Source organism: Rubrivivax soli, assembly GCF_049810355.1.
Classification (GTDB): Bacteria; Pseudomonadota; Gammaproteobacteria; order Burkholderiales; family Burkholderiaceae_C; genus Rubrivivax.
In genome coordinates this window covers 2,688,518-2,709,849 of the sequence record NZ_CP187368.1, presented here as the reverse complement: position 1 = coordinate 2,709,849, position 21,332 = coordinate 2,688,518, and the positions used below count along the sequence as shown (strand labels likewise).

The window sequence follows — 21,332 nt, the reverse complement described above, 5'->3', positions numbered from 1 at the left end:
CATGAACTTCTCCACCTGGTCGATCAAGAACCCGATCCCGTCGGTCCTGCTCTTCATCCTGCTCACGCTGGTGGGCCTGCTGGCCTTCCAGCGCATGAAGATCCAGAACTTCCCCGACATCGACCTGCCCACGGTCACCGTCACCGCGGCGCTGCCCGGCGCCGCGCCGGCGCAGCTGGAGACCGAGGTCGCGCGCAAGATCGAGAACTCGGTGGCCACGCTCACCGACGTCAAGCACATCTACACCTCGGTCTCCGACGGCCTGGCCGTGGTGACGGTGGAGTTCCGGCTGGAAAAGCCCACCCAGCAGGCCGTGGACGACGTGCGCGACGCCGTCTCGCGCGTGCGCTCGGACCTGCCGGCCGAGCTGCGCGACCCGCAGATCGCGCGGCTGAACCTGGCCGGATCGCCGGTGCTCACCTACACCGTGGCCTCGCCACGCATGGACGACGAGGCGCTGAGCTGGTTCGTCGACAACACGGTGGCCAAGCAGCTGCTGTCGGTGCGCGGCGTCGGTGCCGTCAGCCGCGTCGGCGGCGTCACGCGCGAGGTGCGCGTGGAGCTCGACCCGGCGCGGCTGCTGGCGCTGAACGCCAGCGCGGCGGACATCTCGCGCCAGCTGCGCAGCGTGCAGCAGGAGGCCTCGGGCGGCCGCGCCGACGTCGGCGGCATCGAGCAGAGCGTGCGCACCATCGCCACCGTGCAGAGCGCCGCCGAGCTGGGGCGCATGGAGGTGGCGCTGGCCGACGGCCGCCGCATCCGGCTCGACCAGGTCGCGCGCGTGCTCGACACCGTCGCCGAGCCGCGCAGCGCGGCCTTCCTCGACGGCCAGCCGGTGGTGGCCTTCGAGATCCAGCGCTCGCTGGGCGCCGGCGAGGTCGAGGTGATGGACGGCGTGCGCGCGCAGCTCGCGGCGCTGAAGGCCGAGCACCCCGACATCGCCGTCACCGAGGCCTTCAACTTCGTCGACCCCGTGGTCGAGAACTACGAAGGCTCGATGTACCTGCTGTACGAAGGTGCGCTGCTGGCGGTGCTGGTGGTGTGGCTGTTCCTGCGCGACTGGCGCGCCACGCTGGTGGCGGCCACCGCGCTGCCGCTGTCGGTGATCCCGGCCTTCGCGGTGATGCACTACGTGTTCGGCTTCAGCGTCAACGTGGTCTCGCTGCTGAGCCTGTCGCTGGTGGTCGGCATCCTGGTCGACGACGCCATCGTCGAGATCGAGAACATCATGCGCCACCTGCGCATGGGCAAGACGCCGATGCAGGCGGCGATGGAAGCCGCCGACGAGATCGGGCTGGCGGTGATCGCCACCACCTTCACGCTGATCGCGGTGTTCCTGCCCACCGCCTTCATGAGCGGCATCCCGGGCAAGTTCTTCGTGCAGTTCGGCTGGACGGCGGCGATCGCGGTGTTCTTCTCGCTGGTCGTCGCGCGGCTGCTGACGCCGATGATGGCGGCCTACATCCTGCGCCCGCCGAAGAAGGCGCACCACGAGCCGCGCTGGCTCGACATCTACCTGGGCTGGGCGCGCTGGTGCCTGAAGCACCGCGTGCTCACGCTGCTGGCCACCGCGGTGTTCTTCTTCGGCAGCTTCGGCCTGGCCGGCCTGCTGCCCACCGGTTTCCTGCCGCCCGACGACCTCAGCCAGACCCAGGTGGCGCTGACGCTGCCGCCGGGCAGCACGCTGAAGGAGTCGACCGCCGCGGCGGAGAACGCGCGCCGCATCGTGCTGGGCAACCCGCACGTGAAGCTGGTCTACACCGCGGTCGGTGGCGGCGCCACCGGCAGCGACCCCTTTGCCGGCGGTGCCGGCGCGGCGGACGTCACCAAGGCCACGCTCACCATCAACATGACGCCGCGCAGCGACCGCCCCGGCGTCAGCAAGCAGGACATCGAGGCCGACCTGCGCGAGCGCCTGGCGGTGCTGCCCGGCGCGCGCGTGAAAGTCGGCTTCGGCGGCAGCTCCGAGAAGTACGTGCTGTCGCTGTCGGGCGACGACGGCCGCGTGCTTCTGGCGCACGCGCAGCTGGTCGAGCGCGAGCTGCGCGGCATCCCGGGCATCGGCAACGTCACCAGCAGCGCCAGCCTCGTGCGGCCGGAACTGGTGGTGCGGCCCGACCCGGCGCGGGCCGCCGACCTGGGCGTCACCTCGGCGGCGATCGCCGAGACGCTGCGCGTGGCCACCGCCGGCGACTACGACCAGAGCCTGGCCAAGCTGAACCTGAGCCAGCGCCAGGTGCCCATCGTCGTGCGCCTGCCGGCCGAGGCGCGCACCGACCTGGCGCTGCTGTCGCGGCTGCCGGTGCCGGGCGCGCGCGGGCCGGTGCCGCTGTCGAACGTGGCCACGCTGTCCATCGACAGCGGCCCGGCGCTGATCAGCCGCTACGACCGCGCGCGCAACATCAACATCGAGATCGAGCTCAACGGCCAGCCGCTGGGCGACGTGCAGGCCGCGGCGGCGGCGCTGCCCTCGCTGGCGCAGCTGCCGCCGGGCGTGCGCCAGGCCGAGCTCGGCGACGCCGAGGCGATGGCCGAGCTGTTCGCCAGCTTCGGCCTCGCGATGCTGACCGGCGTGATCTGCATCTACATCGTGCTGGTGCTGCTGTTCAAGGACTTCGTGCAGCCGGTGACGATCCTGGGCGCGCTGGTGCTGTCGGTGCCCGGGGCCATCCTGGCGCTGTTCATCACGCAGACGGCGCTGTCGATGCCCTCGATGATCGGCCTCATCATGCTCATGGGCATTGCCACCAAGAACTCCATCCTGCTCATCGACTACGTCATCCTCGCGCGGCGCGACCACGGCATGGCGCGCTGGGAGGCCACGCTCGACGCCTGCCGCAAGCGCGCGCGCCCCATCGTGATGACGACGATCGCGATGGCTGCTGGCATGCTGCCGATCGCGGCGGGTCTGGGCGTGGACCCCAGTTTCCGCAGCCCGATGGCGATCGTCGTGATCGGCGGCCTGATCACTTCCACCTTCCTGAGCCTGCTCGTGATTCCCGTGCTCTTCACCTACGTCGACGACGCCGTGCAAGGCCTGCAGCGGCTGCTGGGCCGCCGCCGCAGGGCGGCGCCGGGTGCCGCCACGCCGGAGGCCGGCGCATGACGCCCGAGCGCCGGCTGCTGCTGCTGCGCGGCGCGTCGGCGGCGCTGCTGCTGGCGCTGGGCGGGCCGCTGCGTGCCGATGGCGGGGCGCAGGGCGCAGTCGGCGTCGCCGACTTCGACTGGTTCGACGCCGCCCGCGGGCGCGCCGTGCCGGTGCGGCTGTACCTGCCGGCCGGCGCCAGCGCCGCGCGGCCGGTGCCGCTGGTGGTGTTCTCGCACGGCATCGGCGGCTCGCGCCGCGGCTACAGCTACCTCGGCAGCCACTTCGCCAGCCAGGGCGTGGCCAGCCTGCACCTGCAGCACGTGGGCAGCGACCGCAGCGTCTGGCAGGGCAGTGTGTTCGGCGTCGTCGGCCGGCTGCAGGGCGCAGCGCAGGACGCCGAGGCCATCGCGCGCGTGCAGGACCTGCGCTTCGCGCTCGACCAGCTGCTGGCGGCCGAGCCCGGCATCGACAGCAGCCGCATCGTCGCCGCCGGCCACAGCTACGGCGCCAACACCTCGCTGCTCGCCGCCGGCGCGCAGGTGGAGCGCGACGGCCGCGTGCTCGACCTGCGCGAGCCGCGCGTGCGCGCGGCCATCGTGCTGTCGGCACCGCCCTTCTATGGCGAGGCCGCGCTCGAGCGGGTACTGGGTGCGGTGACGGTGCCCACGCTGCACGTCACCACCGCCGACGACGTGATCCGCATCCCCGGCTACTACAGCGACGCCGCCGACCGCGTGAAGGTCTTCGAGGCCACCGGCAGCCGCCGCAAGACGCTGGCGGTCTTCGCCGCGGGCTCGCACAGCGTCTTCACCGACCGGGTGCCGAACGCCGCGCTGAAGCAGGCCACGCAGGCGCTGGCGGTCGCCTTCCTGCACAGCGTGTTCGACGGCGACGACAGCGCGCTGCGCGCCTGGCCCGAGCGCTTCGGCGCGCTGCTGTCCCGCTTCAGCACGGGGGCCGCCGGATGAGCCCGATCCGCCACTTCATGGCGGCGCCGCTGCGGCACGGCGGCGCCGCCGCGGCCCCGGCCGATCCGTCGGCGCGGCCGCCCACGCCCGCCGACCTGGACCCCCTGGCGCAGCTGGTGCTGGACGCCTACCAAGGCACCATCGACGACGAAGGCGAGACGCTGGACGACGCGCGGGACACGATCGCGCAGCTGTTCGCCGGCGACTTCGGCACCATGCTGTGGGCGTGCTCCGAGGTCGTCGTGCGCGACGGCCGGCTGGTGGCCGCGACGATGATCACGCTCTACGTCGGCGGCCCCTTCGTCGCCTTCACGATGACGCACCCGGCCTGGCAGCGCCGCGGCCTGGCGCGCGCCGGCCTGCAGCGTGCGATGGCCCGGCTGGCGGCGGGCGACGAGACCCTGCTGCGGCTGGTGGTCAGCGAAGGCAACCCGGCCGAGCACCTGTACGCCAGCCTGGGCTTCGTGCGCTGCCCCGATCCGCGCGCAGACGCCGCAACGGCGCCCGCTCAGCCCGACGACGACGACTTCACCACGGCGTAGCGCGCCAGCGTCTTCGCGCGCGCTTCGTCGTGCTGCACCACCGGCAGCGGGTAGTGCGTGCCGAGTTCCAGCCCGGCCGCGGCCAGGTCCACCGGCCGGGCCAGCCACGGGGCGTGGATCAGCTTGTCCGGCAGACCGGCCAGCTGCGGCAGGTAGCGGCGGATGAAGCGGCCGTCGGCGTCGAACTTCTCGCTCTGGCTCACCGGGTTGAAGATGCGGAAGTACGGCTGCGCGTCGCAGCCGCTGGACGCCGCCCACTGCCAGCCGCCGTTGTTGGCCGCGAGGTCGAAGTCGTTCAGGTGGGTCGCGAAGTAGGCCTCGCCGCGGCGCCAGTCCAGGCCCAGGTCCTTGGTCAGGAAGCTCGCCACCACCATGCGCAGCCGGTTGTGCATGTAGCCGGTCTGGTTGATCTGGTGCATGGCTGCATCCACCAGCGGATAGCCGGTGCGGCCTGCGCACCAGGCGGCGAACAGCGCGTCGGCGTGCTTGCCGTGTTCCCAGCGGATCTTGTCGTACTCGGGCTTGAACGCCGCGCCCACCACGCGCGGGTGGTGGTGCAGCACCTGGTGGTAGAAGTCGCGCCAGATCAGCTCGGACAGCCACACCTCGGCCCCGCGCGAGCCCGCCACCATGCGCTGGTGCGCGGCGCGTGCGAGCCGGCGAATCGACACCGTGCCGAAGCGCAGGTGCGTGCTGAGGTAGCTCGGGCCCTTGACGGCCGGAAAGTCGCGCGTGTCGTGGTAGCGGTCGATGCGGTCGAGGAAGTCGTCCAGCAGTTCGGCGCCGCCGGCCGGGCCGCTGGGAAGCTTCAGCTGGTGCAGGTTGGTGGGCGCGAAGCCGATGTCGGCCAGCGTCGGCAGCCGCTCGCCCGGCGGCAGCGGGGCCAGCGCCGCGGCGTGCGGCTGCACCGGGTAGCTCTTCAGGTAGAAGTCGTTCAGCTTGCGCAGCCAGGCGTTCTTGTACGGCGTGAACACCGAGAACGGGCCGCCGCTCTGCGTCAGCACCTCGCTGCGCTCGAAGACGACGTGGTCCTTGCCGGTGTGCAGCACCACGCCGGCGTCGGCCAGGCGGCCGCGCACGCGGGCGTCGCGGGCCAGCGCGTCGGGTTCGTCGTCGTGGTTGGCATAGACGGCCTGCACGCCCAGCTGCGCCGCCAGCTGCGGCACCGCGTCCACCGCCTGCCCGTGGCGCACCAGCAGCCCGGCGCCGTCGACGCCGTGCGCGGCGCCCAGCGCGCGCAGCTCGGCGTCGACACCGATCAGGCTGTCGCGGATGAACTCCACGCGGCGGTCGGCACGGGGCAGGGCGTCGAGGATGGCGCGGTCGAACACGAACACGCACCAGACGCGCCGCGCCGCGCGCAGCGCATGGTGCAGTGCCGCATGGTCGTCGGTGCGCAGGTCGCGGCGCATCCACACCAGCGCGCGGTCGATCGGTTTGTTCACGGGCCGGAGTGTGCCGCGAATAAAATGCCCGCATGGCGAGCCGCATCGATCTGACCAACCAGTTCCTCATCGCCATGCCCGGCATGGCCGACGACACCTTCGCCGGCAGCGTCGTCTACCTGTGCGAGCACAACGAGAAGGGCGCGCTGGGGCTGGTGATCAACAAGCCGATCGACATCACGCTGAAGAACCTGTTCGAGAAGGTCGAGCTCAGCCTGGACCGCGCCGAGCTGGCCGAGCTGCCGGTGTACTTCGGCGGCCCGGTGCAGACCGAACGCGGCTTCGTGCTGCACGAGAAGCTGGGCGACGACGGCAGCGCCTACAGCTCCACGATGTCGGTGCCCGGCGGGCTGGAGATGACGACGAGCAAGGACGTGCTGGAGGCGCTGTCCAGCGGCGCCGGACCGAAGAAGATCCTGGTCACGCTGGGCTACAGCGGCTGGCAGGCCGGGCAGCTGGAAGACGAGCTCGGCCGCAACGGCTGGCTCACGGTCGACGCCGACCCGGCCATCATCTTCGACACCCCCATCGAGCAGCGCTACGACCGCGCGCTCTCGCTGCTGGGTTTCGACCCGCGCATGCTCTCGCAGGAGGCGGGGCACGCATGACGCCGCAGCCGGCGGCGCAGTCGTTCCTGGCTTTCGACTTCGGCCTGCGCCGCACTGGCGTGGCCAGCGGCAACACCGTGCTGCGCCAGGCCGCGCCGCTGAAGACGCTGGCGCTGGACGGCGACGCGCGCTTCGCCGCCATCGGCCAGCTGATCCGCGACTGGCAGCCCGACGCGCTGGTGGTCGGCGTGCCGTTCCACCCCGACGGCGCCGCGCACGACAATACCCGCCGCGCGCAGCGCTTCGCGCGCCAGCTGCACGGCCGCTTCGGGCTGCCGGTGCACGAGGTGGACGAGCGCTACACCACCACCGAGGCCCTGGCCGCCGGCGCGGCCGATGCCGACGCGGCGGCCGCGGCGATCATCCTCGACCAATTCCTGCGCACGCTGCCATGACCCTGACGCTGAACGCCGAAGCCCTGTACGCCGACCTGCGCGAAGGCGTGCGCGGCCTGTTGCGCCCGGACGCGGCGCTGGTGGGCATCTGGTCGGGCGGCGCCTGGCTGGCCGAGCGCCTGCAGCGCGACCTGGGCCTGCCCGGCAGCCACGGCGTCATCAGCAGCACGCTGCACCGCGACGACTTCGGCTCGCGCGGCCTCGCCGGCAGCGACGCCACCAGCCTGCCGTTCGCGATCGACGGCCGCCACATCGTGCTGGTGGACGACGTGCTCTACACCGGCCGCACGATCCGCGCCGTGGTCAACGAACTCTTCGACTTCGGCCGCCCGGCCAGCGTGACGCTGGCGGTGCTGGTCGACCGCGGCGGGCGCGAACTGCCCATCGCAGCGGCCTACGCCGCCGCGCGCATCGCGCTGCCGCCGGCGCAGACGCTGCGCCTGGCCCGCGGCGACGACGGCCGCTTCAGCTTTGCCGTCAAGGAACCCGCCTGATGCTGCATCGACGCAACCCCCAGCTCAACAGCCACGGCGAGCTGATCCACCTGCTGTCCATCGAAGGCCTGCCGCGCGCCGTGCTGACGCAGATCCTCGACACCGCCGGCACCTTCCTCAGCGTCAACGACCGTGACGTGAAGAAGGTGCCGCTGCTGCGCGGCAAGAGCGTGTTCAACCTGTTCTTCGAGAACAGCACGCGCACGCGCACCACGTTCGAGATCGCGGCCAAGCGGCTGAGTGCCGACGTCATCAACCTCGACATCAACAAGAGCAGCACGGCCAAGGGCGAGAGCCTGCTCGACACCATCGCGAACCTGAGCGCGATGCACGCCGACATGTTCGTCGTGCGCCACAGCGAGAGCGGCGCGCCGTACCTGATCGCGCAGCACTGCGCGCCGCACGTGCACGTGGTGAACGCCGGCGACGGCCGCCACGCGCACCCGACGCAGGGGCTGCTGGACATGTACACGATCCGGCACTTCAAGAAGGACTTCAGCAACCTCACGGTGGCCATCGTCGGCGACATCGTGCACTCGCGCGTGGCGCGCTCGGACATCCACGCGCTCACGACGCTGGGCGTGCCCGAGATCCGCGCCGTGGGCCCGAAGACCCTGGTGCCGGGCGACCTGGCGGCGATGGGCGTGCGCGTGTGCCACGACATGGCCGAAGGCATCCGCGGCGCCGACGTCGTCATCATGCTGCGGCTGCAGAACGAACGCATGAGCGGCGCCATGCTGCCCAGCGCCGGCGAGTTTTCCAAGAGCTACGGCCTGTCGCCCGAGAAGCTGGCGCTGGCCAAGCCCGACGCCATCGTGATGCACCCGGGGCCCATCAACCGCGGCGTGGAGATCGCCTCGGCCGTGGCCGACGGCGCGCACAGCGTGATCCTGCCGCAGGTGACCTTCGGCATCGCGGTGCGCATGGCGGTGATGAGCACGATCGCGGGGAACCAGGCATGAAGATCCTCATTCGCAATGGCCGCGTCGTCGACCCGGCCTCCGGGCGCGACGAGACCGCCGACCTCGCCATCGCCAGCGGCCGCATCGTCGGCATCGGCACCACGGTCGACTTCGAGGCCGAGCGGACCATCGATGCCACGGGCCTCGTCGTCGCGCCGGGGCTGGTGGACCTCGCAGCGCGCCTGCGCGAGCCCGGGCAGGAGCACTCGGGCATGCTGGAAAGCGAGCTCGCCGCGGCCGCGGCCGGCGGCGTCACCAGCCTCGTGTGCCTGCCCGACACCGATCCCGTGCTCGACGAGCCGGGCCTGGTGGAGATGCTGAAGTTCCGTGCCCGCAAGCTCAGCCGCTGCCGGCTGTTCCCGCTGGGCGCGCTGACGCGGCGGCTCGAGGGCCAGGCGCTGACCGAGATGGCCGAGCTGACCGAGGCCGGCTGCGTCGGCTTCAGCCAGGTCGACGTGCCCGTCACCGACACCCTGGTGCTGCACCGCGCGCTGCAGTACGCCGCCACCTTCGGCTACAGCGTCTGGCTGCGGCCGCAGGACGCGTGGCTGGGCAAGGGCGTGGCGGCCTCGGGCGCAGTGGCCACGCGGCTGGGGCTCTCGGGCGTGCCGGTGGCGGCCGAGACGGTGGCGATGCAGACGCTGTTCGAACTGGTGCGGGCCACGCGTGCCCGCGTGCACGTGTGCCGGCTGTCCAGCGCCGCCGGCGTGGCGCTGCTGCGCGCGGCCAAGGCCGAGGGCCTGCCGGTCACGGCCGACGTCAGCATCAACTCGCTGCACCTGACGGATGTCGACATCGGCTACTTCAACGCCGACATGCGGCTGACGCCGCCGCTGCGCCAGCAGGCCGACCGCGAGGCCCTGCGCGCCGGCCTGGCCGACGGCACGATCGACGCGCTGGTCTCCGACCACAACCCGGTCGACGAGGACATGAAGAACCTGCCCTTCGGCGAAGCCGAGCCCGGCGCCACCGGGCTGGAGCTGCTGCTGAGCCTGGCGCTGCGCTGGGGCGCCGACGCCGGCCTGCCGCTGCACCGCACGCTGTCGCGCGTGACCGCCGACCCCGTGCGCGTGCTGGGTGACGCCATCGGTTCGCTGGCCTCCAGCGCCGGGCGGCTGGTGGAAGGCGGGGTCGCCGACATCTGCGTCTTCGACCCCGACACCACCTGGCAGGTCACGCCCGGACAGCTGGCCAGCCAGGGCAAGCACACGCCGTTCGCGTTCGGCTCCACCGGCATGGCCCTGCCCGGCCGCGTGTGCGCCACGCTGGTGGCCGGCACCGTGGCCTACGAGCGCGCTTGAGCGTCGCCCGCACCGCCCGCGCCGCCTGGCGCCTGGCGCGCGCCGTGCTGCACGGCGTGCACGGCCTGCTCGTCGTGCTGCTGCGCTTTCCGGCGCTCGACGTGCGCGGCCGCCAGCAGCGTGTGCAGTGGTGGTCGGCGAAGATGCTGCGCCTGCTGGGCATGGCGCTGCAGGTGCAGGGCACGTTCCGCCCCGGAGCCAAGCTGATCGTCGCCAACCACGTCAGCTGGATCGACATCCTGGCCGTGCACGCGGTCTGCCCCGAGGCGCGTTTCGTCAGCAAGGCCGACGTGCAGCGCTGGCCGCTGGTGGGCCGGCTGGTGGCGGCCGGCGGCACGCTCTACATCGAACGCGAGCGCCGCCGTGACGCCCTGCGCGTGGTGCACCAGATGGCCGAGGCGCTGCAGGCCGGCGACACGGTGGCGGTGTTCCCCGAAGGCACCACCGGCGACGGCGCCACGCTGCTGCCCTTCCATGCCAACCTGCTGCAGGCCGCCATCGCCACCGGGCTGCCGGTGCAGCCGGTGGCGCTGCGCTACGCCGACAGCCTCCACGCGTTCAGCCCGGCGGCGCAGTGGCTGGACGACACCACGCTGGCCGGCACGCTGTGGAAGCTGGCGCGTGCCGACGGCCTGGTGGCCCACGTGCACGTGGTCACGGCCGAAGGCACGCGGCACGCCGACCGGCGTGCGCTGGCCGAGCACGTGCGCACGCTGATCGCCGAGCGGCTGGCGGTCTGAAGGCGCGGGCGGCCGGATAGAGTCGCGCCGATGACAAGCCCCACGCTGCGCATCCGCCGGGTCGGCATCGACACCTGGCGCGAGAACGTCGCCTACCTGCACCGCGACTGCCCGGTCGTGCGCGCGGCCGGCTTCCAGGCGCTGCAGAAGGTGACGGTGCACGCCAACGGGCAGACGATCGCCGCGGTGCTGAACGTCGTCGACGACGACCGCATCGTGCAGCCCTGCGACCTCGGCCTCAGCGAGGACGGCTTCGCGCGGCTGCAGGTGGACGAGGGCCGCGAGGCCCGCGTCGAGCCGGCCGAGCCGCCGCCGTCGCTGGCGGCGCTGCACCGCAAGATCGGCGGCGAGCGCCTGGGCCGCGACGACCTGCACGCCGTGGTGCGCGACATCGCCGCGGCGCGCTACGCGAAGATCGAGCTCGCGGCCTTCGTCGTCGCCACGCAGCAGTACGAACTCGACCGCGACGAGGTGCTGCACCTCACCGAGGCCATGATCGCCGTGGGCCGCCGCCTCGACTGGTCGGGCGCGCGGCCGGCGCCCGCCGCGCCGGTGGTCGACAAGCACTGCATCGGCGGCATCCCGGGCAACCGCACCTCGATGCTGGTGGTGCCCATCGTGGCCGAACACGGCCTGCTGTGCCCGAAGACCTCGTCGCGCGCCATCACCTCGCCGGCGGGCACGGCCGACACGATGGCGGTGCTGGCCCGGGTGGAACTGCCGGTGCAGCGGCTGCAGCAGATCGTGCACGCCACGCGCGGCTGCCTGGCCTGGGGCGGCACGGCCGACCTGTCGCCGGCCGACGACATCCTGATCTCGGTCGAGCGGCCGCTGGCCATCGACTCGCCGGGGCAGATGGTGGCGTCGATCCTCAGCAAGAAGATCGCCGCCGGCTCCACGCACCTGGTGCTCGACATCCCCGTGGGCCCGGCCGCCAAGGTGCGCAGCGACGCCGCGGCGCAGCGCCTGCGCCGGCTGTTCGAGTACGTGGCCGATCGCCTGGGGCTGCAGCTGGAGGTGGTGCTGACCGACGGCCGCCAGCCGATCGGGCGCGGCATCGGCCCGGTGCTGGAGGCGCGCGACGTGCTGCAGGTGCTGCGCGGCGACCCCGAGGCGCCGGCCGACCTGCGCGAGAAGGCGCTGCAGCTGGCCGGCCGCGTGATCGAGTTCGACCCCGCAGTGCGCGCCGGCGACGGCGTGCGCATCGCGCGCGACATCCTGGCGTCGGGCCGCGCGCTGGCGCGCATGAACGCCATCATCGATGCGCAGGGCCGCCGCGCCGACCCGCCGCGGCCCGGGCCGCTGGTGTTCGAGGTGCCGGCACCGGCCGACGGCGTGGTCACCGGCATCGACAACCTGCGGCTGGCGCGCATCGCGCGGCTGTCGGGTGCGCCGCAGGTCGAAGGCGCCGGCCTGGACCTGTTCGTGCACCTGGGCAGCCGCGTGCGCCGCGGCCAGCCGCTGTACCGCCTGCATGCGCAGTTCGCCGCCGATCTGGGCTTTGCGCGGCAGCAGGCCCTGCACGATACTGCCGTGCGTATCGATCCCGCCGCCACCGCGGCGACGGTCGGCCCGACCAGGACCACCGCACCATGAGCCTGCTGCTAGCGTTCGACGACGAATGGCCCCTGGCCCAGGCACTGGCGGGCGCGCTGGGCTGGCCGCTGGCGCCGATCGGGCGCCACCGCTTCCCCGACGGTGAAACGCGCCTGCGCCTGCCGCCGCAGCTGCCGCAGCGCGTGGCCGTGCTGCGCGGGCTGCACCAGCCCAACGACAAGCTCGCCGAGCTGATGCTGGCGGCGGCAGGCGCGCGCGAACTCGGCGCGCGGCACCTCACGCTGGTCAGCCCCTACCTGGCCTACATGCGGCAGGACATGGCCTTCACGCCGGGCGAGGTGGTGAGCCAGCGCCACCTGGGCCGGGCGCTGGCGGCCTGGTTCGAGGCCGTGGTCACGGTCGATCCGCACCTGCACCGCGTGCCGACGATGGACGCCGTCGTGCCCGGCCGGCGCGGCGTGGCGCTGACCGCCGCGCCGCTGCTCGGCGGCTTCGTGGCGCGGCAGGTGCCCGGCGCGCTGCTGCTGGGGCCCGACGAAGAGGCGGCGCAGTGGGTCGGCGTCGCGGCGCGCGCGCACGGGCTCGACCACGCCGTGTGCCACAAGCAGCGCCACGGCGACCACGACGTCGACGTGGCGCTGCCCGGCGCCGACGTCGCCGGCCGCGACGTGGTGCTGTTCGACGACGTCGCCAGCACCGGCCGCACACTGGCGGCCGCCGCGCGCGGCGTGCTGGCGCGCGGCGCGGCGCGCGTCGACGCCGTCGTCACGCACGCGCTCTTCGTCGGCGACGCGATGGCCCAGGCGCAGGCGGCCGGCGTGCGCCGCATCTGGAGCACCGACACCGTGCCGCACGCCAGCAACGCCGTGTCGGTGGTGCCGCTGCTCGCGGACGCGCTGCTGAGTCCCGTGTGAACGACGCGCAGCGCCGTCAACCGCTGCTCGAGGTGTCCGACCTCGTCGCAGCCGGCGTGCCGTTGCCGTTCCAGGTGCTCGACGCGCAGGGCAGGCTGCTGCTGGCCGCAGGCCAGACCATCGCCGGCGCACGCCAGCTCGACGCCTTGTTCGAGCGCGGCGCCTGCGTCGTCTGGGCCGAGGCCGAGGCCGTGCGCCAGGCCCGGGCGCAGGCCGCGGCAGCGGGCGCGCCGCGCCCGGCGGCCAGGCGCGACCCGACGCTGTTCGACGGCTGGGAGCAGCACCTGTGGGCGCTCGACACGCTGCTGCGCACGCTGGGCCGCGACCCCGCGCAGCGCGCCGCGATCGAGGCGCGGGCCGACATCCACACCGCGCTCGTCGACCGCCACCCCGACGCCGCGCTGTTCCTGTGCGTGCGCCAGGACGACCGGCGCTTTGCGCTGTACGGCCTGGCGCACGCGCTGCACACGGCCACCGTGGTGCAGCTGACGGCGCGTGTGTTCGGCCTGCCGCCCGAGCGCGTGCGCACGCTGGTGCGCGCGGCGCTCACGATGAACGCGTCCATCGTCGAGCTGCAGGCGCGCATGGCCGAGCAGACCGACCCGCCGGGCAAGCGGCAGATGGACGAGATCCGCGCCCACCCGCGGGCCTCGGCCCAGAAGCTGCGCGACGGCGGCATCATCGACGCCGAGTGGCTGGCGCTGGTCGAACACCACCACGAGCAGGCCGGCGGCGGCGGCTACCCGCGCGGCCTGGAGCAGGTCGACGACCTGGCGCGGCTGCTGCGTGCGGCCGACGTCTTCATGGCCAAGATCAGCCCGCGTGCGCTGCGCGCGCCGCTGCTGCCGCAGATGGCGGCCCGCCAGCTGTTCCAGGAAGAGGCCGGCAGCCCGCTGGCCGCGGCGCTGATCAAGGCGGTGGGCGTGTACCCGCCGGGCGACTTCGTGCGGCTGCGCAACGGCGACATCGCCGTGGTGACGCACCGGGCGGCAGCCGGCGCCGCGGTGCAGGCCGTGGCCGTGCTCGACGCGCGCGGCAGGCCGGTCACGCAGGCGCCGCAGCGCGACACGGCGGCCACCGACCACGCCATCGTGGGCCCGGTGACCGAGCGCGCCGACCTGCCGCGCGTGCTGCCGGAACAGGTCTACGGGCTGCTGCCGCCCTGAAGCGCGGCTGCCGGCGTGGCGTCAGGCGCGCTGCGCGGTGCTGCCGGCCGCGGCGGCGGCCTTCGCCGCGGCTTCGGCGTCGCCCAGGTAGTAGCTCCTGACGGGCTTCAGGTCGTCGTCGAGCTCGTACACGAGCGGAATGCCGTTGGGGATGTTGACGCCGACGATGGCGTCGTCGGCGATGTCGTCCAGGTACTTCACCAGTGCCCGGATGCTGTTGCCGTGGGCGGCGATCACGACCCGCTGGCCGCTGCGGATGGCCGGCGCCAGGCGTTCGTTCCAGCACGGCAGCACGCGGGCCACCGTGTCCTTCAGGCACTCGGTCAGCGGCACCTGCTCCGGTGCGAGCCGGGCATAGCGCAGGTCGGCGCGCTGGCCGCGCGGGTCGGCCGGCTCCAGCGGCGGCGGCGGCGTGTCGTAGCTGCGGCGCCAGACCAGCACCTGCGCGTCGCCGTACTCCTTGGCCATGTCGGCCTTGTTCAGGCCCTGCAGCGCGCCGTAGTGGCGTTCGTTCAGCCGCCAGTCGTTGAGCACCGGCGTCCAGGTGCGGTCCATCGCGTCCAGGCAGTGCCACAGCGTCCAGATGGCGCGCTTGAGCACCGAGGTGTAGGCCACGTCGAACTCGTAGCCCGCCTCCTGCAGCAGCCGGCCGGCTTCGCGCGCCTGCGCGACACCGGTGGCCGTGAGCGGCACGTCGGTCCAGCCCGTGAAACGGTTCTCGAGGTTCCAGGTGGATTCGCCGTGGCGGATGAGGACAAGCTTGTGCATGCGTCGAATTCTATAATCCGGCGCTTTGCTCAAAACGGACGCGAACCGACGCGCTGCGCCTTGGACTTCCTCACCGAAAACTGGATCCTGATCCTGATGGCCGTCACGTCGGGCGCGCTGCTGATGTTCCCGACGCTGCAGAAGGGCGCCGGCGGCATCAGCACCAACGACGCCGTGCAGCTGATCAACCACAAGAAGGGCGTGCTGGTGGACGTGGGCGAGCCCGGCGAGTTCGCCGCGGGCCACGCCATCGGCGCGCGCAACATCCCCTTCGGCCAGCTGCCCGATGCCAAGGGCCTGCCCGGCAACAAGACCGTGCCCGTGGTGCTGCTGTGCCCGAGCGGCGCACGCGCCGGCCGTGCCGCGGCGCTGCTGCGCAAGGCCGGCTACGAAAGCGCCGTGGCCGTCAGCGGCGGCACGCGCGCCTGGCGCGAGGCCAACCTGCCGGTCGAGAAGAGCGCCTGATCCCGCGTCGGACATTGCCGGCGCGGGACAATCCGTGTCGCCGCTTGCTGCCAACCACAGGAACCCCGCATGAAGCCCGTCCGGATGTACACGACCCAGGTCTGCCCCTACTGCGTGCGCGCGAAGGCGCTGCTGCAGCAGCGGGGCGTGGCGCAGATCGACGAGATCCGCGTCGACCTGCACCCGACGGAGCGTGACGCGATGGTGGCGCTGACCGGGCGCCGCACGGTGCCGCAGATCTTCATCGGCGACACCCATGTCGGCGGCTGCGACGACCTGGTCGCGCTCGACCAGCGCGGCGGGCTGATGCCGCTGCTCGGCGCCGCCTGAGCGGTCCGCCCCGGAGTGTCACGGGGCCTCGGTGATAATCGCGCCCCCAGCCGCCGTCCGGCGGCTCGCCTGCTGCCCCACATCCGGAACAACTCCCCATGGCCGACGAAGCGACCCCCGTTTTCCAGATCCAGCGCATGTACCTGAAGGACTTGTCGCTGGAGCAACCGAATTCGCCCCAGATCCTGCTGGAACAGCAGCAGCCGCAGGTCGACATCAACCTCGGCATGGCCGCCGCCGGCGTCGCCGACGGCATCTTCGAAGTCACCGTCACGGCCACCGTCACGACCAAGGTCGCCGACAAGGTGCTGTTCCTGGTGGAGGCCAAGCAGGCCGGCATCTTCGAGATCCGCAACGTGCCCGACGAACAGATGCAGGGCATCATCGGCATCGTCTGCCCGCAGATGATCTACCCGTACCTGCGCGCCATCGTCTCCGACGTCTGCACGCGCGCCGGCTTCCCGCCCATCCTGCTGACGGAAGTCAACTTCCAGGCCATGTTCGAAGCGCAGCAACAGCAGGCGGCCGCCGCGAACGGCAACGGCGGCTCGCGCATCATCACCAGCGCGAACTGACGCTGCCGTGAAGATCGCCGTGCTCGGGGCCGGTGCCTGGGGCACAGCGCTCGCTGCCTCCGCCGCCCTGCGGCACGACGTGCTGCTGTGGGCGCGCGACCCCGCGCAGGCGCAGGCGATCACGGCGTCGCGCCGCAACAGCCGCTACCTGGGCGACGCGGTCGCCTTGCCCGAGGCGCTGCGCATCGGCGCCGACCACGCGGCCGCGCTGGCCCATGCCGCGGGCGGGCTGCTCGTCATCGCCACGCCGATGGCGGGCCTGCGCGAACAACTCGCGTCGTTGCCCGCCGGCATGCCGGCGTTGTGGCTGTGCAAGGGCTTCGAGTCCGGCACGGGCGCGCTCGGCCACGAGATCGCGCGTGCCGTGCGCCCGGGCGCACCCTGCGGAGTGCTGTCGGGCCCCAGCTTCGCCCTCGAGGTGGCGCGTGGCCAGCCCACCGCGCTGGTGGCGGCCAGCGACGACGACACGCTGTCGGCCGCCGCCGTCGAGGCCTTCCACGGCGAGGCGCTGCGCGTCTACACGTCGCGCGACGTGATCGGCGTCGAGGTCGGCGGTGCGGTAAAGAACGTGCTCGCGATCGCCACCGGCATCGTCGACGGCATGCCGGCCACCGGCCTGAACGCGCGGGCGGCACTCATCACGCGCGGCCTGGCCGAGATGACGCGGCTGGGGCTGGCGCTGGGCGCGCAGCTGGAGACCTTCATGGGCCTGTCGGGCCTGGGCGACCTGGTGCTCACCGCCACCGGCGACCTGTCGCGCAACCGCCGCGTGGGGTTGCTGCTGGCTGCGGGGCGCGCGCTGCCGGAGATCCTGTCCGAGCTGGGCCATGTCGCCGAGGGCGTGTACAGCGCGGCCACCGTGCTGCAGCGCGCGCGCAGCCTGGGCGTGGACATGCCGATCACGGAAAGCGTGGTCGACGTGCTGGAAGGGCGCCTGGCGCCCGAGCAGGCGATGTGGCGGCTGATGACGCGCGAGGCGCGCGCCGAGGGCGTGGACTGACGGCGGCTCGGCCTCTGCGCGGGCTCAGCTGCCGGCGTAGCCGTTCTGCCGCCAGGCCTCGAACACCGCCACCGCCACGGCATTGCTGAGGTTGAGGCTGCGCTGGCCCTGCCGCATCGGCAGCCGCAGCCGCTGCGCCGGCGGGAAGCTCTCGCGCAGCGCCGGCGGCAGGCCCGCCCCTTCGCTGCCGAACACCAGCCAGTCGCCGGGCTGCCAGGCGACCTCGCCGAAGGCCTGCGTGCCGCGCGTCGTGAATGCGAAGCAGCGTGCCGGGTCGGGCCGCTCGGCGTCCAACAGCGCCAGCCACGACGCGTGGCGGCGCACTGGCGCGTACTCGTGGTAATCGAGCCCGGCGCGGCGCAGCAGCTTGTCGTCCATCGAGAAGCCCAGCGGCTCCACCAGGTGCAGCGTGCAGCCGGTGTTGGCCGCCAGCCGGATCACGTTGCCGGTGTTCGGCGGGATCTCGGGATGCACGAGCACGACGTGGAACATCAGTGCTCCGGTGTGCGCGCCAGCACCCACACGTCCACCGACGCGGCGCCGGCCCGCAGCAGCGCCGCCGCGGCTTCGCGTGCGGTGGCGCCGGTGGTCAGCACGTCGTCGACCAGTGCCACGTGCCGGCCCTGCAGCAGGCTGCGCCGGTGCGGGTCGACGAGGAAGGCGGCGCGCAGGTTGGCCAGCCGCGCCGCGCGCGGCAGGTCGGCCTGGTGGGCGGTGTCGACCGGTCGCGACAGCAGCGTGGCATCGGCCGGCAGCTGGTGCCGGCGCGCGACGCGGCGGGCCAGCTCCCACGCCTGGTTGTAGCCGCGCTCGGCCAGGCGCTGCGGCGACAGCGGCACCGGCAGCACCAGGCCCGGACGCGGCGCGTCCGCGGTGGCCTGCGCCAGCAACGCGGACAGTGCCGGGGCCAGGTCGACCCGGCCACGGAACTTGAAGTCGGCGATCAGGCGGTCCCAGGGGAAGCCGTAGTCGGCGACACAGCGGCAGCTTGTCTGCGGCGGCGGGGTGTGCAGGCACGCCCCGCAGACCGTGGCGCTGCCGTGCAGGCGCAGTGCACAGCGTTCGCAGCGCGAGACCACGGGCGCATGGGCGTTGCAGCAGGCGCTGCACAGGCGGCCGCCGCTCCAGCTGCGGCAGACCTCGCACTGGCCCGGCAGGTCGACGGTCGACGGCGCGTGCATCGCGCTCAATATACTGCCCGCCGATGCCTGCCTCCTCCGTCGATCCCGCCTCCGCGCAGCCCCAGCGCCCGATCGACCGCACGGCGCTGGTCCACGTGCTGCAGCGCCTGCAGCGCGCCGACGGCGCGCCGTGGCTGCACGGCGAAGCGGCGCGCCGCATGGCCGAGCGCCTGACCCTGATCAAGCTGCAGCCCGCCCAGGTGCTGGACTGGTGGGCAGCGCTGGGCGGTGGCGGCGCGGCGTTGCGGGCGGTGTACCCAAAGGCGCGGATCGTGGAGGTGGAGGCCGCGGCGCCGGCGGCCCGGGCTCCGGCTGCCACGCCGTGGTGGTCGCCGCGCCGCTGGTCGGCGCCGCGGCCTGGCGCGCAGGCCGAGGCCGAGGTCGTTCCGGCCAGTGCGCAGCTGGTCTGGGCCAACATGATGCTGCACGCCGTCCACGATCCGCAGGCGGTGCTGCGGCAGTGGCACCGGGCGCTCGCGGTCGATGGGTTCCTGATGTTCTCGACGCTCGGTCCGGGCACGCTGGAGGCACTGCGTGCGCTGTACCGCGCGCAGGGCTGGCCGCCCCCGCTGGCACCCTTCGTCGACATGCACGACATCGGCGACATGCTGGTGCAGGCCGGCTTCGCCGACCCGGTGATGGACCAGGAGACCGTGACGCTGACGTGGCCCGACGCAGCGGCGCTGCTGGCCGAACTGCGCACGCTGGGCGGCAACGTCGATCCAGCCCGCCACGCCGGCCTGCGCACGCCCCGCTGGCGCGCGCGGCTGCTGCAGGTGCTGAGCGGGCTGGCCGGTGCCGACGGCCGCCCGGCGCTGCAGTTCGAACTGGTCTACGGCCATGCGTTCAAGCCCGTGCCGCGTGCCCGCGTCACAAGCGAGACAAATCTGCCACTCGACGACCTGCGTGCGATGGTGCGCAGCAGCCGCAAGGCACCGTGAGAAGCCCTGCGCGCTGCGATAGAATCCGCGGCTGTTGAGCCAGATCAGAGCATGCGCTGCCGTCGCGCCCTCTGAGCCCGCATCGGAGGCTGCTCAACCCAAGTCTGCTGAACCCTGCACCGATGAGCGCCACCTTCGTCCCCAGTCCCTGGTCCGCGCCGGCTATGCCGCCGCAGGGCATGGCATGGCGGTTCGCGCGCGAGGTGCAGATCGATGGCGGCGCCCGCACCGCGCTGCAGTGGGTGCTGCGGCGCAACTGCTCGATCACGCCGCGCCAGCTGGGCGCGGTCTACCTGTCGCTGTGCGTGGTGGCGGCCCTCATCTCGGCCGGATTCTGGTGGCAGGGGGCGCCGGTGGTGGTGGTCTTCGCCGCCGTCGAACTGCTGCTGGTCGGCATCGCCCTCATCGTGTACGCACGCCATGCCGGCGACCGCGAAGTGCTGACGCTGGCCGGCCACTCGCTGGCCATCGAGCAGTGCCATGGCAGCCGCGTGGCACGTGCAGATCTGCAGGCCGAGTGGCTGAAGGTCGAACCGGTGGGCGGCCAAGGATCGCTGGTGGAACTGTCCGCGCGTGGACAGAGCGTGCGCGTGGGCCGCTTCCTGCGGCCCGAGGCGCGCGCGGCCTTCGCCCAGGAACTGCGGCGCGCGCTGCGGCGCGCCGGCAGTCCAGAACAAGCAACGGGAACCGAACTCAAGTGACGACGATGAAGACGATGACCTCACTCTGGCAGCGCCTGTCGCAGCGTAGCCTGGCCCTGGCGGCCCTGCTCGCATCCCACGCCGCGGTGGCGGCCGATGCCGTCAAGGACCTGCCGGGCGGCCCGGCCGTGCGCCAGCTCGACCTGCACCCGCCGGTCACGCGCATCGCCGAGGACCAGCAATCGCTGCACTACATCGTGCTGTGGATCTGCGTGGTGATCTTCGTCGCCGTCTTCGGCGTCATGTTCTATTCGATCCTGAAGCACCGCAAGTCGGTCGGCCACAAGGCCGCCAACTTCCACGAGAGCGTGGCGGTCGAGATCGCATGGACCATCGTGCCCTTCATCATCGTCATCGGCATGGGCGCGATGGCCACCCGCACCGTGGTGGCCATGAAGGACACCACCAACGCCGACATCACGATCAAGGCCACCGGCTACCAGTGGAAATGGGGCTACGACTACCTCGCCGGCGAAGGCGAGGGCATCAACTTCCTGTCCACGCTCGACGTCAGCCACCGCACGATGTCCGACAGCGGCAAGCCCCCGGCCACCGACAACTACCTGCTGAAGGTGGACAACGCGCTGGTCGTGCCGGTGGACAAGAAGATCCGCATCGTCACCACGGCCAACGACGTCATCCACGCGTGGATGGTGCCGTCGCTGGGCGTGAAGCAGGACGCCATCCCCGGCTTCGTGCGCGACACCTGGTTCCGCGCCGAGAAGACCGGCGACTTCTACGGCCAGTGTGCCGAGCTCTGCGGCAAGGAGCACGCCTACATGCCCATCCACGTGAAGGTGGTGAGCCAGGCCGACTACGCGCTGTGGGTCGAAGGCAAGAAGAAGGAGATGGCCGCGGCCGCCGACGATCCGACCAAGGAATGGAAGCTCGACGAGCTGGTGGCGCGCGGCGAGAAGGTCTACGCCGCCAACTGCGCCGCCTGCCACCGTGCCGACGGCAAGGGCGCCGGCCCGATCAAGGCGGTCGACGGCTCGGCCATCGTGCTGGATGCCGACAAGAGCAAGCAGATCGCGATCCTGCTGAACGGCGCGGCCAACGGCGCGATGCCGGCATGGCGTTCACTCTCGGACACCGAGATCGCCGCCGTCATCACCTACACCAAGAACAACTGGAGCAACAAGACCGGCCAGCTCGTGCAGCCCGCCGAGATCGTTGCTGCCCGCAAGTAAT

The 21,332-nt window shown here is 72.6% G+C and carries 23 protein-coding genes; 19 read left to right on the top strand and 4 right to left on the bottom strand.

The window, feature by feature from the left end:
* Position 1: 1 nt before the first annotated feature.
* Genes ACPOLB_RS12255 through ACPOLB_RS12245 form a run of 3 tightly spaced genes read left to right on the top strand, consistent with a single transcriptional unit; the run spans position 2 to position 4,598 of the window.
* Positions 2-3,106 carry an efflux RND transporter permease subunit gene (locus ACPOLB_RS12255; protein ID WP_425261646.1) on the top strand — a complete coding sequence of 1,035 codons (3,105 nt, stop codon included), beginning with the start codon at positions 2-4 and terminating at the stop codon, positions 3,104-3,106.
* Entirely contained in the window at positions 3,103-4,056 is a 954-nt protein-coding gene (locus ACPOLB_RS12250) for an alpha/beta hydrolase family protein (protein ID WP_425261645.1), read from the top strand. The genes ACPOLB_RS12255 and ACPOLB_RS12250 overlap by 4 nt, the downstream gene beginning before the upstream one ends.
* Positions 4,053-4,598, top strand: a complete 546-nt coding sequence (locus ACPOLB_RS12245; RefSeq protein ID WP_425261644.1) for an N-acetyltransferase family protein — start codon at positions 4,053-4,055, stop codon at positions 4,596-4,598. Before ACPOLB_RS12250 ends, ACPOLB_RS12245 begins: the two co-directional genes overlap by 4 nt.
* Here ACPOLB_RS12245 and ACPOLB_RS12240 read toward each other — a convergent pair.
* The gene (locus ACPOLB_RS12240; RefSeq protein WP_425261914.1) at positions 4,565-6,010 is read right to left on the bottom strand and encodes a cryptochrome/photolyase family protein; all 1,446 of its coding nucleotides are present in this window, start codon (positions 6,008-6,010) and stop codon (positions 4,565-4,567) included. The genes ACPOLB_RS12245 and ACPOLB_RS12240 overlap by 34 nt on opposite strands.
* Before the next feature lie 65 nt (positions 6,011-6,075).
* On the opposite strand from ACPOLB_RS12240, the gene ACPOLB_RS12235 reads away from it, so the two are divergent.
* Genes ACPOLB_RS12235 through ACPOLB_RS12195 form a run of 9 tightly spaced genes read left to right on the top strand, consistent with a single transcriptional unit; the run spans position 6,076 to position 14,180 of the window.
* A complete protein-coding gene (locus tag ACPOLB_RS12235) occupies positions 6,076-6,651 on the top strand; it encodes a YqgE/AlgH family protein (RefSeq protein ID WP_425261643.1) in 576 nt (191 codons plus the stop codon).
* Positions 6,648-7,046, top strand: coding sequence for a Holliday junction resolvase RuvX (gene ruvX / locus ACPOLB_RS12230; protein WP_425261642.1), 399 nt, complete (start codon positions 6,648-6,650; stop codon positions 7,044-7,046). The genes ACPOLB_RS12235 and ruvX overlap by 4 nt, the downstream gene beginning before the upstream one ends.
* On the top strand, positions 7,043-7,540 hold the full coding sequence (pyrR, locus tag ACPOLB_RS12225; protein ID WP_425261641.1) for a bifunctional pyr operon transcriptional regulator/uracil phosphoribosyltransferase PyrR: 498 nt from the start codon (positions 7,043-7,045) through the stop codon (positions 7,538-7,540). Before ruvX ends, pyrR begins: the two co-directional genes overlap by 4 nt.
* Positions 7,540-8,502 carry an aspartate carbamoyltransferase catalytic subunit gene (locus ACPOLB_RS12220; RefSeq protein WP_425261640.1) on the top strand — a complete coding sequence of 321 codons (963 nt, stop codon included), beginning with the start codon at positions 7,540-7,542 and terminating at the stop codon, positions 8,500-8,502. Before pyrR ends, ACPOLB_RS12220 begins: the two co-directional genes overlap by 1 nt.
* Positions 8,499-9,803 carry a dihydroorotase gene (locus ACPOLB_RS12215; protein ID WP_425261639.1) on the top strand — a complete coding sequence of 435 codons (1,305 nt, stop codon included), beginning with the start codon at positions 8,499-8,501 and terminating at the stop codon, positions 9,801-9,803. Before ACPOLB_RS12220 ends, ACPOLB_RS12215 begins: the two co-directional genes overlap by 4 nt.
* Positions 9,800-10,543, top strand: coding sequence for a lysophospholipid acyltransferase family protein (locus tag ACPOLB_RS12210; RefSeq protein WP_425261638.1), 744 nt, complete (start codon positions 9,800-9,802; stop codon positions 10,541-10,543). Before ACPOLB_RS12215 ends, ACPOLB_RS12210 begins: the two co-directional genes overlap by 4 nt.
* A 30-nt stretch (positions 10,544-10,573) precedes the next feature.
* Entirely contained in the window at positions 10,574-12,139 is a 1,566-nt protein-coding gene (locus ACPOLB_RS12205; RefSeq protein WP_425261637.1) for a thymidine phosphorylase family protein, read from the top strand.
* Positions 12,136-13,014 (top strand): ribose-phosphate diphosphokinase, encoded by an 879-nt coding sequence (locus ACPOLB_RS12200; RefSeq protein ID WP_425261636.1) that lies wholly within the window; start codon positions 12,136-12,138, stop codon positions 13,012-13,014. The genes ACPOLB_RS12205 and ACPOLB_RS12200 overlap by 4 nt, the downstream gene beginning before the upstream one ends.
* On the top strand, positions 13,011-14,180 hold the full coding sequence (locus ACPOLB_RS12195; RefSeq protein ID WP_425261635.1) for an HD-GYP domain-containing protein: 1,170 nt from the start codon (positions 13,011-13,013) through the stop codon (positions 14,178-14,180). The genes ACPOLB_RS12200 and ACPOLB_RS12195 overlap by 4 nt, the downstream gene beginning before the upstream one ends.
* 21 nt (positions 14,181-14,201) lie before the next feature.
* Here ACPOLB_RS12195 and gpmA read toward each other — a convergent pair whose 3' ends face one another.
* The gene (gene gpmA / locus ACPOLB_RS12190; protein ID WP_425261634.1) at positions 14,202-14,948 is read right to left on the bottom strand and encodes a 2,3-diphosphoglycerate-dependent phosphoglycerate mutase; all 747 of its coding nucleotides are present in this window, start codon (positions 14,946-14,948) and stop codon (positions 14,202-14,204) included.
* A 60-nt stretch (positions 14,949-15,008) separates the two neighbouring features.
* Here gpmA and ACPOLB_RS12185 point away from each other — a divergent pair, with 60 nt between their 5' ends.
* The 4 genes from ACPOLB_RS12185 (at position 15,009) to ACPOLB_RS12170 (ending at position 17,318) form a co-directional block, all read left to right on the top strand.
* Entirely contained in the window at positions 15,009-15,413 is a 405-nt protein-coding gene (locus ACPOLB_RS12185) for a rhodanese-like domain-containing protein (RefSeq protein WP_425261633.1), read from the top strand.
* Between the two features lie 69 nt (positions 15,414-15,482).
* The gene (grxC, locus tag ACPOLB_RS12180) at positions 15,483-15,743 is read left to right on the top strand and encodes a glutaredoxin 3 (RefSeq protein ID WP_425261632.1); all 261 of its coding nucleotides are present in this window, start codon (positions 15,483-15,485) and stop codon (positions 15,741-15,743) included.
* A 98-nt stretch (positions 15,744-15,841) separates the two neighbouring features.
* Positions 15,842-16,318: a protein-export chaperone SecB gene (gene secB, locus ACPOLB_RS12175; RefSeq protein WP_425261631.1), complete on the top strand. Its 477-nt coding sequence runs from the start codon at positions 15,842-15,844 to the stop codon at positions 16,316-16,318.
* A 7-nt stretch (positions 16,319-16,325) separates the two neighbouring features.
* Positions 16,326-17,318 (top strand): NAD(P)H-dependent glycerol-3-phosphate dehydrogenase, encoded by a 993-nt coding sequence (locus tag ACPOLB_RS12170; protein ID WP_425261630.1) that lies wholly within the window; start codon positions 16,326-16,328, stop codon positions 17,316-17,318.
* 24 nt (positions 17,319-17,342) lie between these two features.
* Here the strand turns inward: ACPOLB_RS12170 and trmL are convergent, their stop codons facing one another.
* Together trmL and ACPOLB_RS12160 are read right to left on the bottom strand one after the other, a co-directional pair.
* A complete protein-coding gene (trmL, locus tag ACPOLB_RS12165; RefSeq protein WP_425261629.1) occupies positions 17,343-17,810 on the bottom strand; it encodes a tRNA (uridine(34)/cytosine(34)/5-carboxymethylaminomethyluridine(34)-2'-O)-methyltransferase TrmL in 468 nt (155 codons plus the stop codon).
* Complete coding sequence (locus ACPOLB_RS12160; protein ID WP_425261628.1) at positions 17,810-18,499, bottom strand: ComF family protein; 690 nt, start codon at positions 18,497-18,499, stop codon at positions 17,810-17,812. The genes trmL and ACPOLB_RS12160 overlap by 1 nt, the downstream gene beginning before the upstream one ends.
* Positions 18,500-18,522: 23 nt before the next feature.
* Between ACPOLB_RS12160 and ACPOLB_RS12155 the strand changes: the two genes are divergently transcribed.
* The 3 genes from ACPOLB_RS12155 (at position 18,523) to coxB (ending at position 21,331) form a co-directional block, all read left to right on the top strand.
* On the top strand, positions 18,523-19,440 hold the full coding sequence (locus tag ACPOLB_RS12155) for a class I SAM-dependent methyltransferase (protein WP_425261627.1): 918 nt from the start codon (positions 18,523-18,525) through the stop codon (positions 19,438-19,440).
* Positions 19,441-19,619: 179 nt separating this feature from the next.
* Complete coding sequence (locus ACPOLB_RS12150) at positions 19,620-20,141, top strand: DUF2244 domain-containing protein (RefSeq protein WP_425261626.1); 522 nt, start codon at positions 19,620-19,622, stop codon at positions 20,139-20,141.
* 5 nt (positions 20,142-20,146) lie between these two features.
* Positions 20,147-21,331 (top strand): cytochrome c oxidase subunit II, encoded by a 1,185-nt coding sequence (gene coxB, locus ACPOLB_RS12145; RefSeq protein WP_425261625.1) that lies wholly within the window; start codon positions 20,147-20,149, stop codon positions 21,329-21,331.
* Position 21,332 lies beyond the last annotated feature (1 nt).

Excerpts from the sequence above, each read along its gene's own strand:
- ACPOLB_RS12255 (WP_425261646.1), top strand. The coding sequence starts at position 2 with ATGAACTTCTCCACCTGGTCGATCAAGAACCCGATCCCGTCGGTCCTG.
- ACPOLB_RS12250 (WP_425261645.1), top strand. The coding sequence starts at position 3,103 with ATGACGCCCGAGCGCCGGCTGCTGCTGCTGCGCGGCGCGTCGGCGGCG.
- ACPOLB_RS12245 (WP_425261644.1), top strand. The coding sequence starts at position 4,053 with ATGAGCCCGATCCGCCACTTCATGGCGGCGCCGCTGCGGCACGGCGGC.
- ACPOLB_RS12240 (WP_425261914.1), bottom strand. The coding sequence starts at position 6,010 with ATGCGCCGCGACCTGCGCACCGACGACCATGCGGCACTGCACCATGCG.
- ACPOLB_RS12235 (WP_425261643.1), top strand. The coding sequence starts at position 6,076 with ATGGCGAGCCGCATCGATCTGACCAACCAGTTCCTCATCGCCATGCCC.
- ruvX (WP_425261642.1), top strand. The coding sequence starts at position 6,648 with ATGACGCCGCAGCCGGCGGCGCAGTCGTTCCTGGCTTTCGACTTCGGC.
- pyrR (WP_425261641.1), top strand. The coding sequence starts at position 7,043 with ATGACCCTGACGCTGAACGCCGAAGCCCTGTACGCCGACCTGCGCGAA.
- ACPOLB_RS12220 (WP_425261640.1), top strand. The coding sequence starts at position 7,540 with ATGCTGCATCGACGCAACCCCCAGCTCAACAGCCACGGCGAGCTGATC.
- ACPOLB_RS12215 (WP_425261639.1), top strand. The coding sequence starts at position 8,499 with ATGAAGATCCTCATTCGCAATGGCCGCGTCGTCGACCCGGCCTCCGGG.
- ACPOLB_RS12205 (WP_425261637.1), top strand. The coding sequence starts at position 10,574 with ATGACAAGCCCCACGCTGCGCATCCGCCGGGTCGGCATCGACACCTGG.
- ACPOLB_RS12200 (WP_425261636.1), top strand. The coding sequence starts at position 12,136 with ATGAGCCTGCTGCTAGCGTTCGACGACGAATGGCCCCTGGCCCAGGCA.
- gpmA (WP_425261634.1), bottom strand. The coding sequence starts at position 14,948 with ATGCACAAGCTTGTCCTCATCCGCCACGGCGAATCCACCTGGAACCTC.
- grxC (WP_425261632.1), top strand. The coding sequence starts at position 15,483 with ATGAAGCCCGTCCGGATGTACACGACCCAGGTCTGCCCCTACTGCGTG.
- secB (WP_425261631.1), top strand. The coding sequence starts at position 15,842 with ATGGCCGACGAAGCGACCCCCGTTTTCCAGATCCAGCGCATGTACCTG.
- trmL (WP_425261629.1), bottom strand. The coding sequence starts at position 17,810 with ATGTTCCACGTCGTGCTCGTGCATCCCGAGATCCCGCCGAACACCGGC.
- ACPOLB_RS12160 (WP_425261628.1), bottom strand. The coding sequence starts at position 18,499 with ATGCACGCGCCGTCGACCGTCGACCTGCCGGGCCAGTGCGAGGTCTGC.
- ACPOLB_RS12155 (WP_425261627.1), top strand. The coding sequence starts at position 18,523 with ATGCCTGCCTCCTCCGTCGATCCCGCCTCCGCGCAGCCCCAGCGCCCG.
- ACPOLB_RS12150 (WP_425261626.1), top strand. The coding sequence starts at position 19,620 with ATGGCATGGCGGTTCGCGCGCGAGGTGCAGATCGATGGCGGCGCCCGC.
- coxB (WP_425261625.1), top strand. The coding sequence starts at position 20,147 with ATGAAGACGATGACCTCACTCTGGCAGCGCCTGTCGCAGCGTAGCCTG.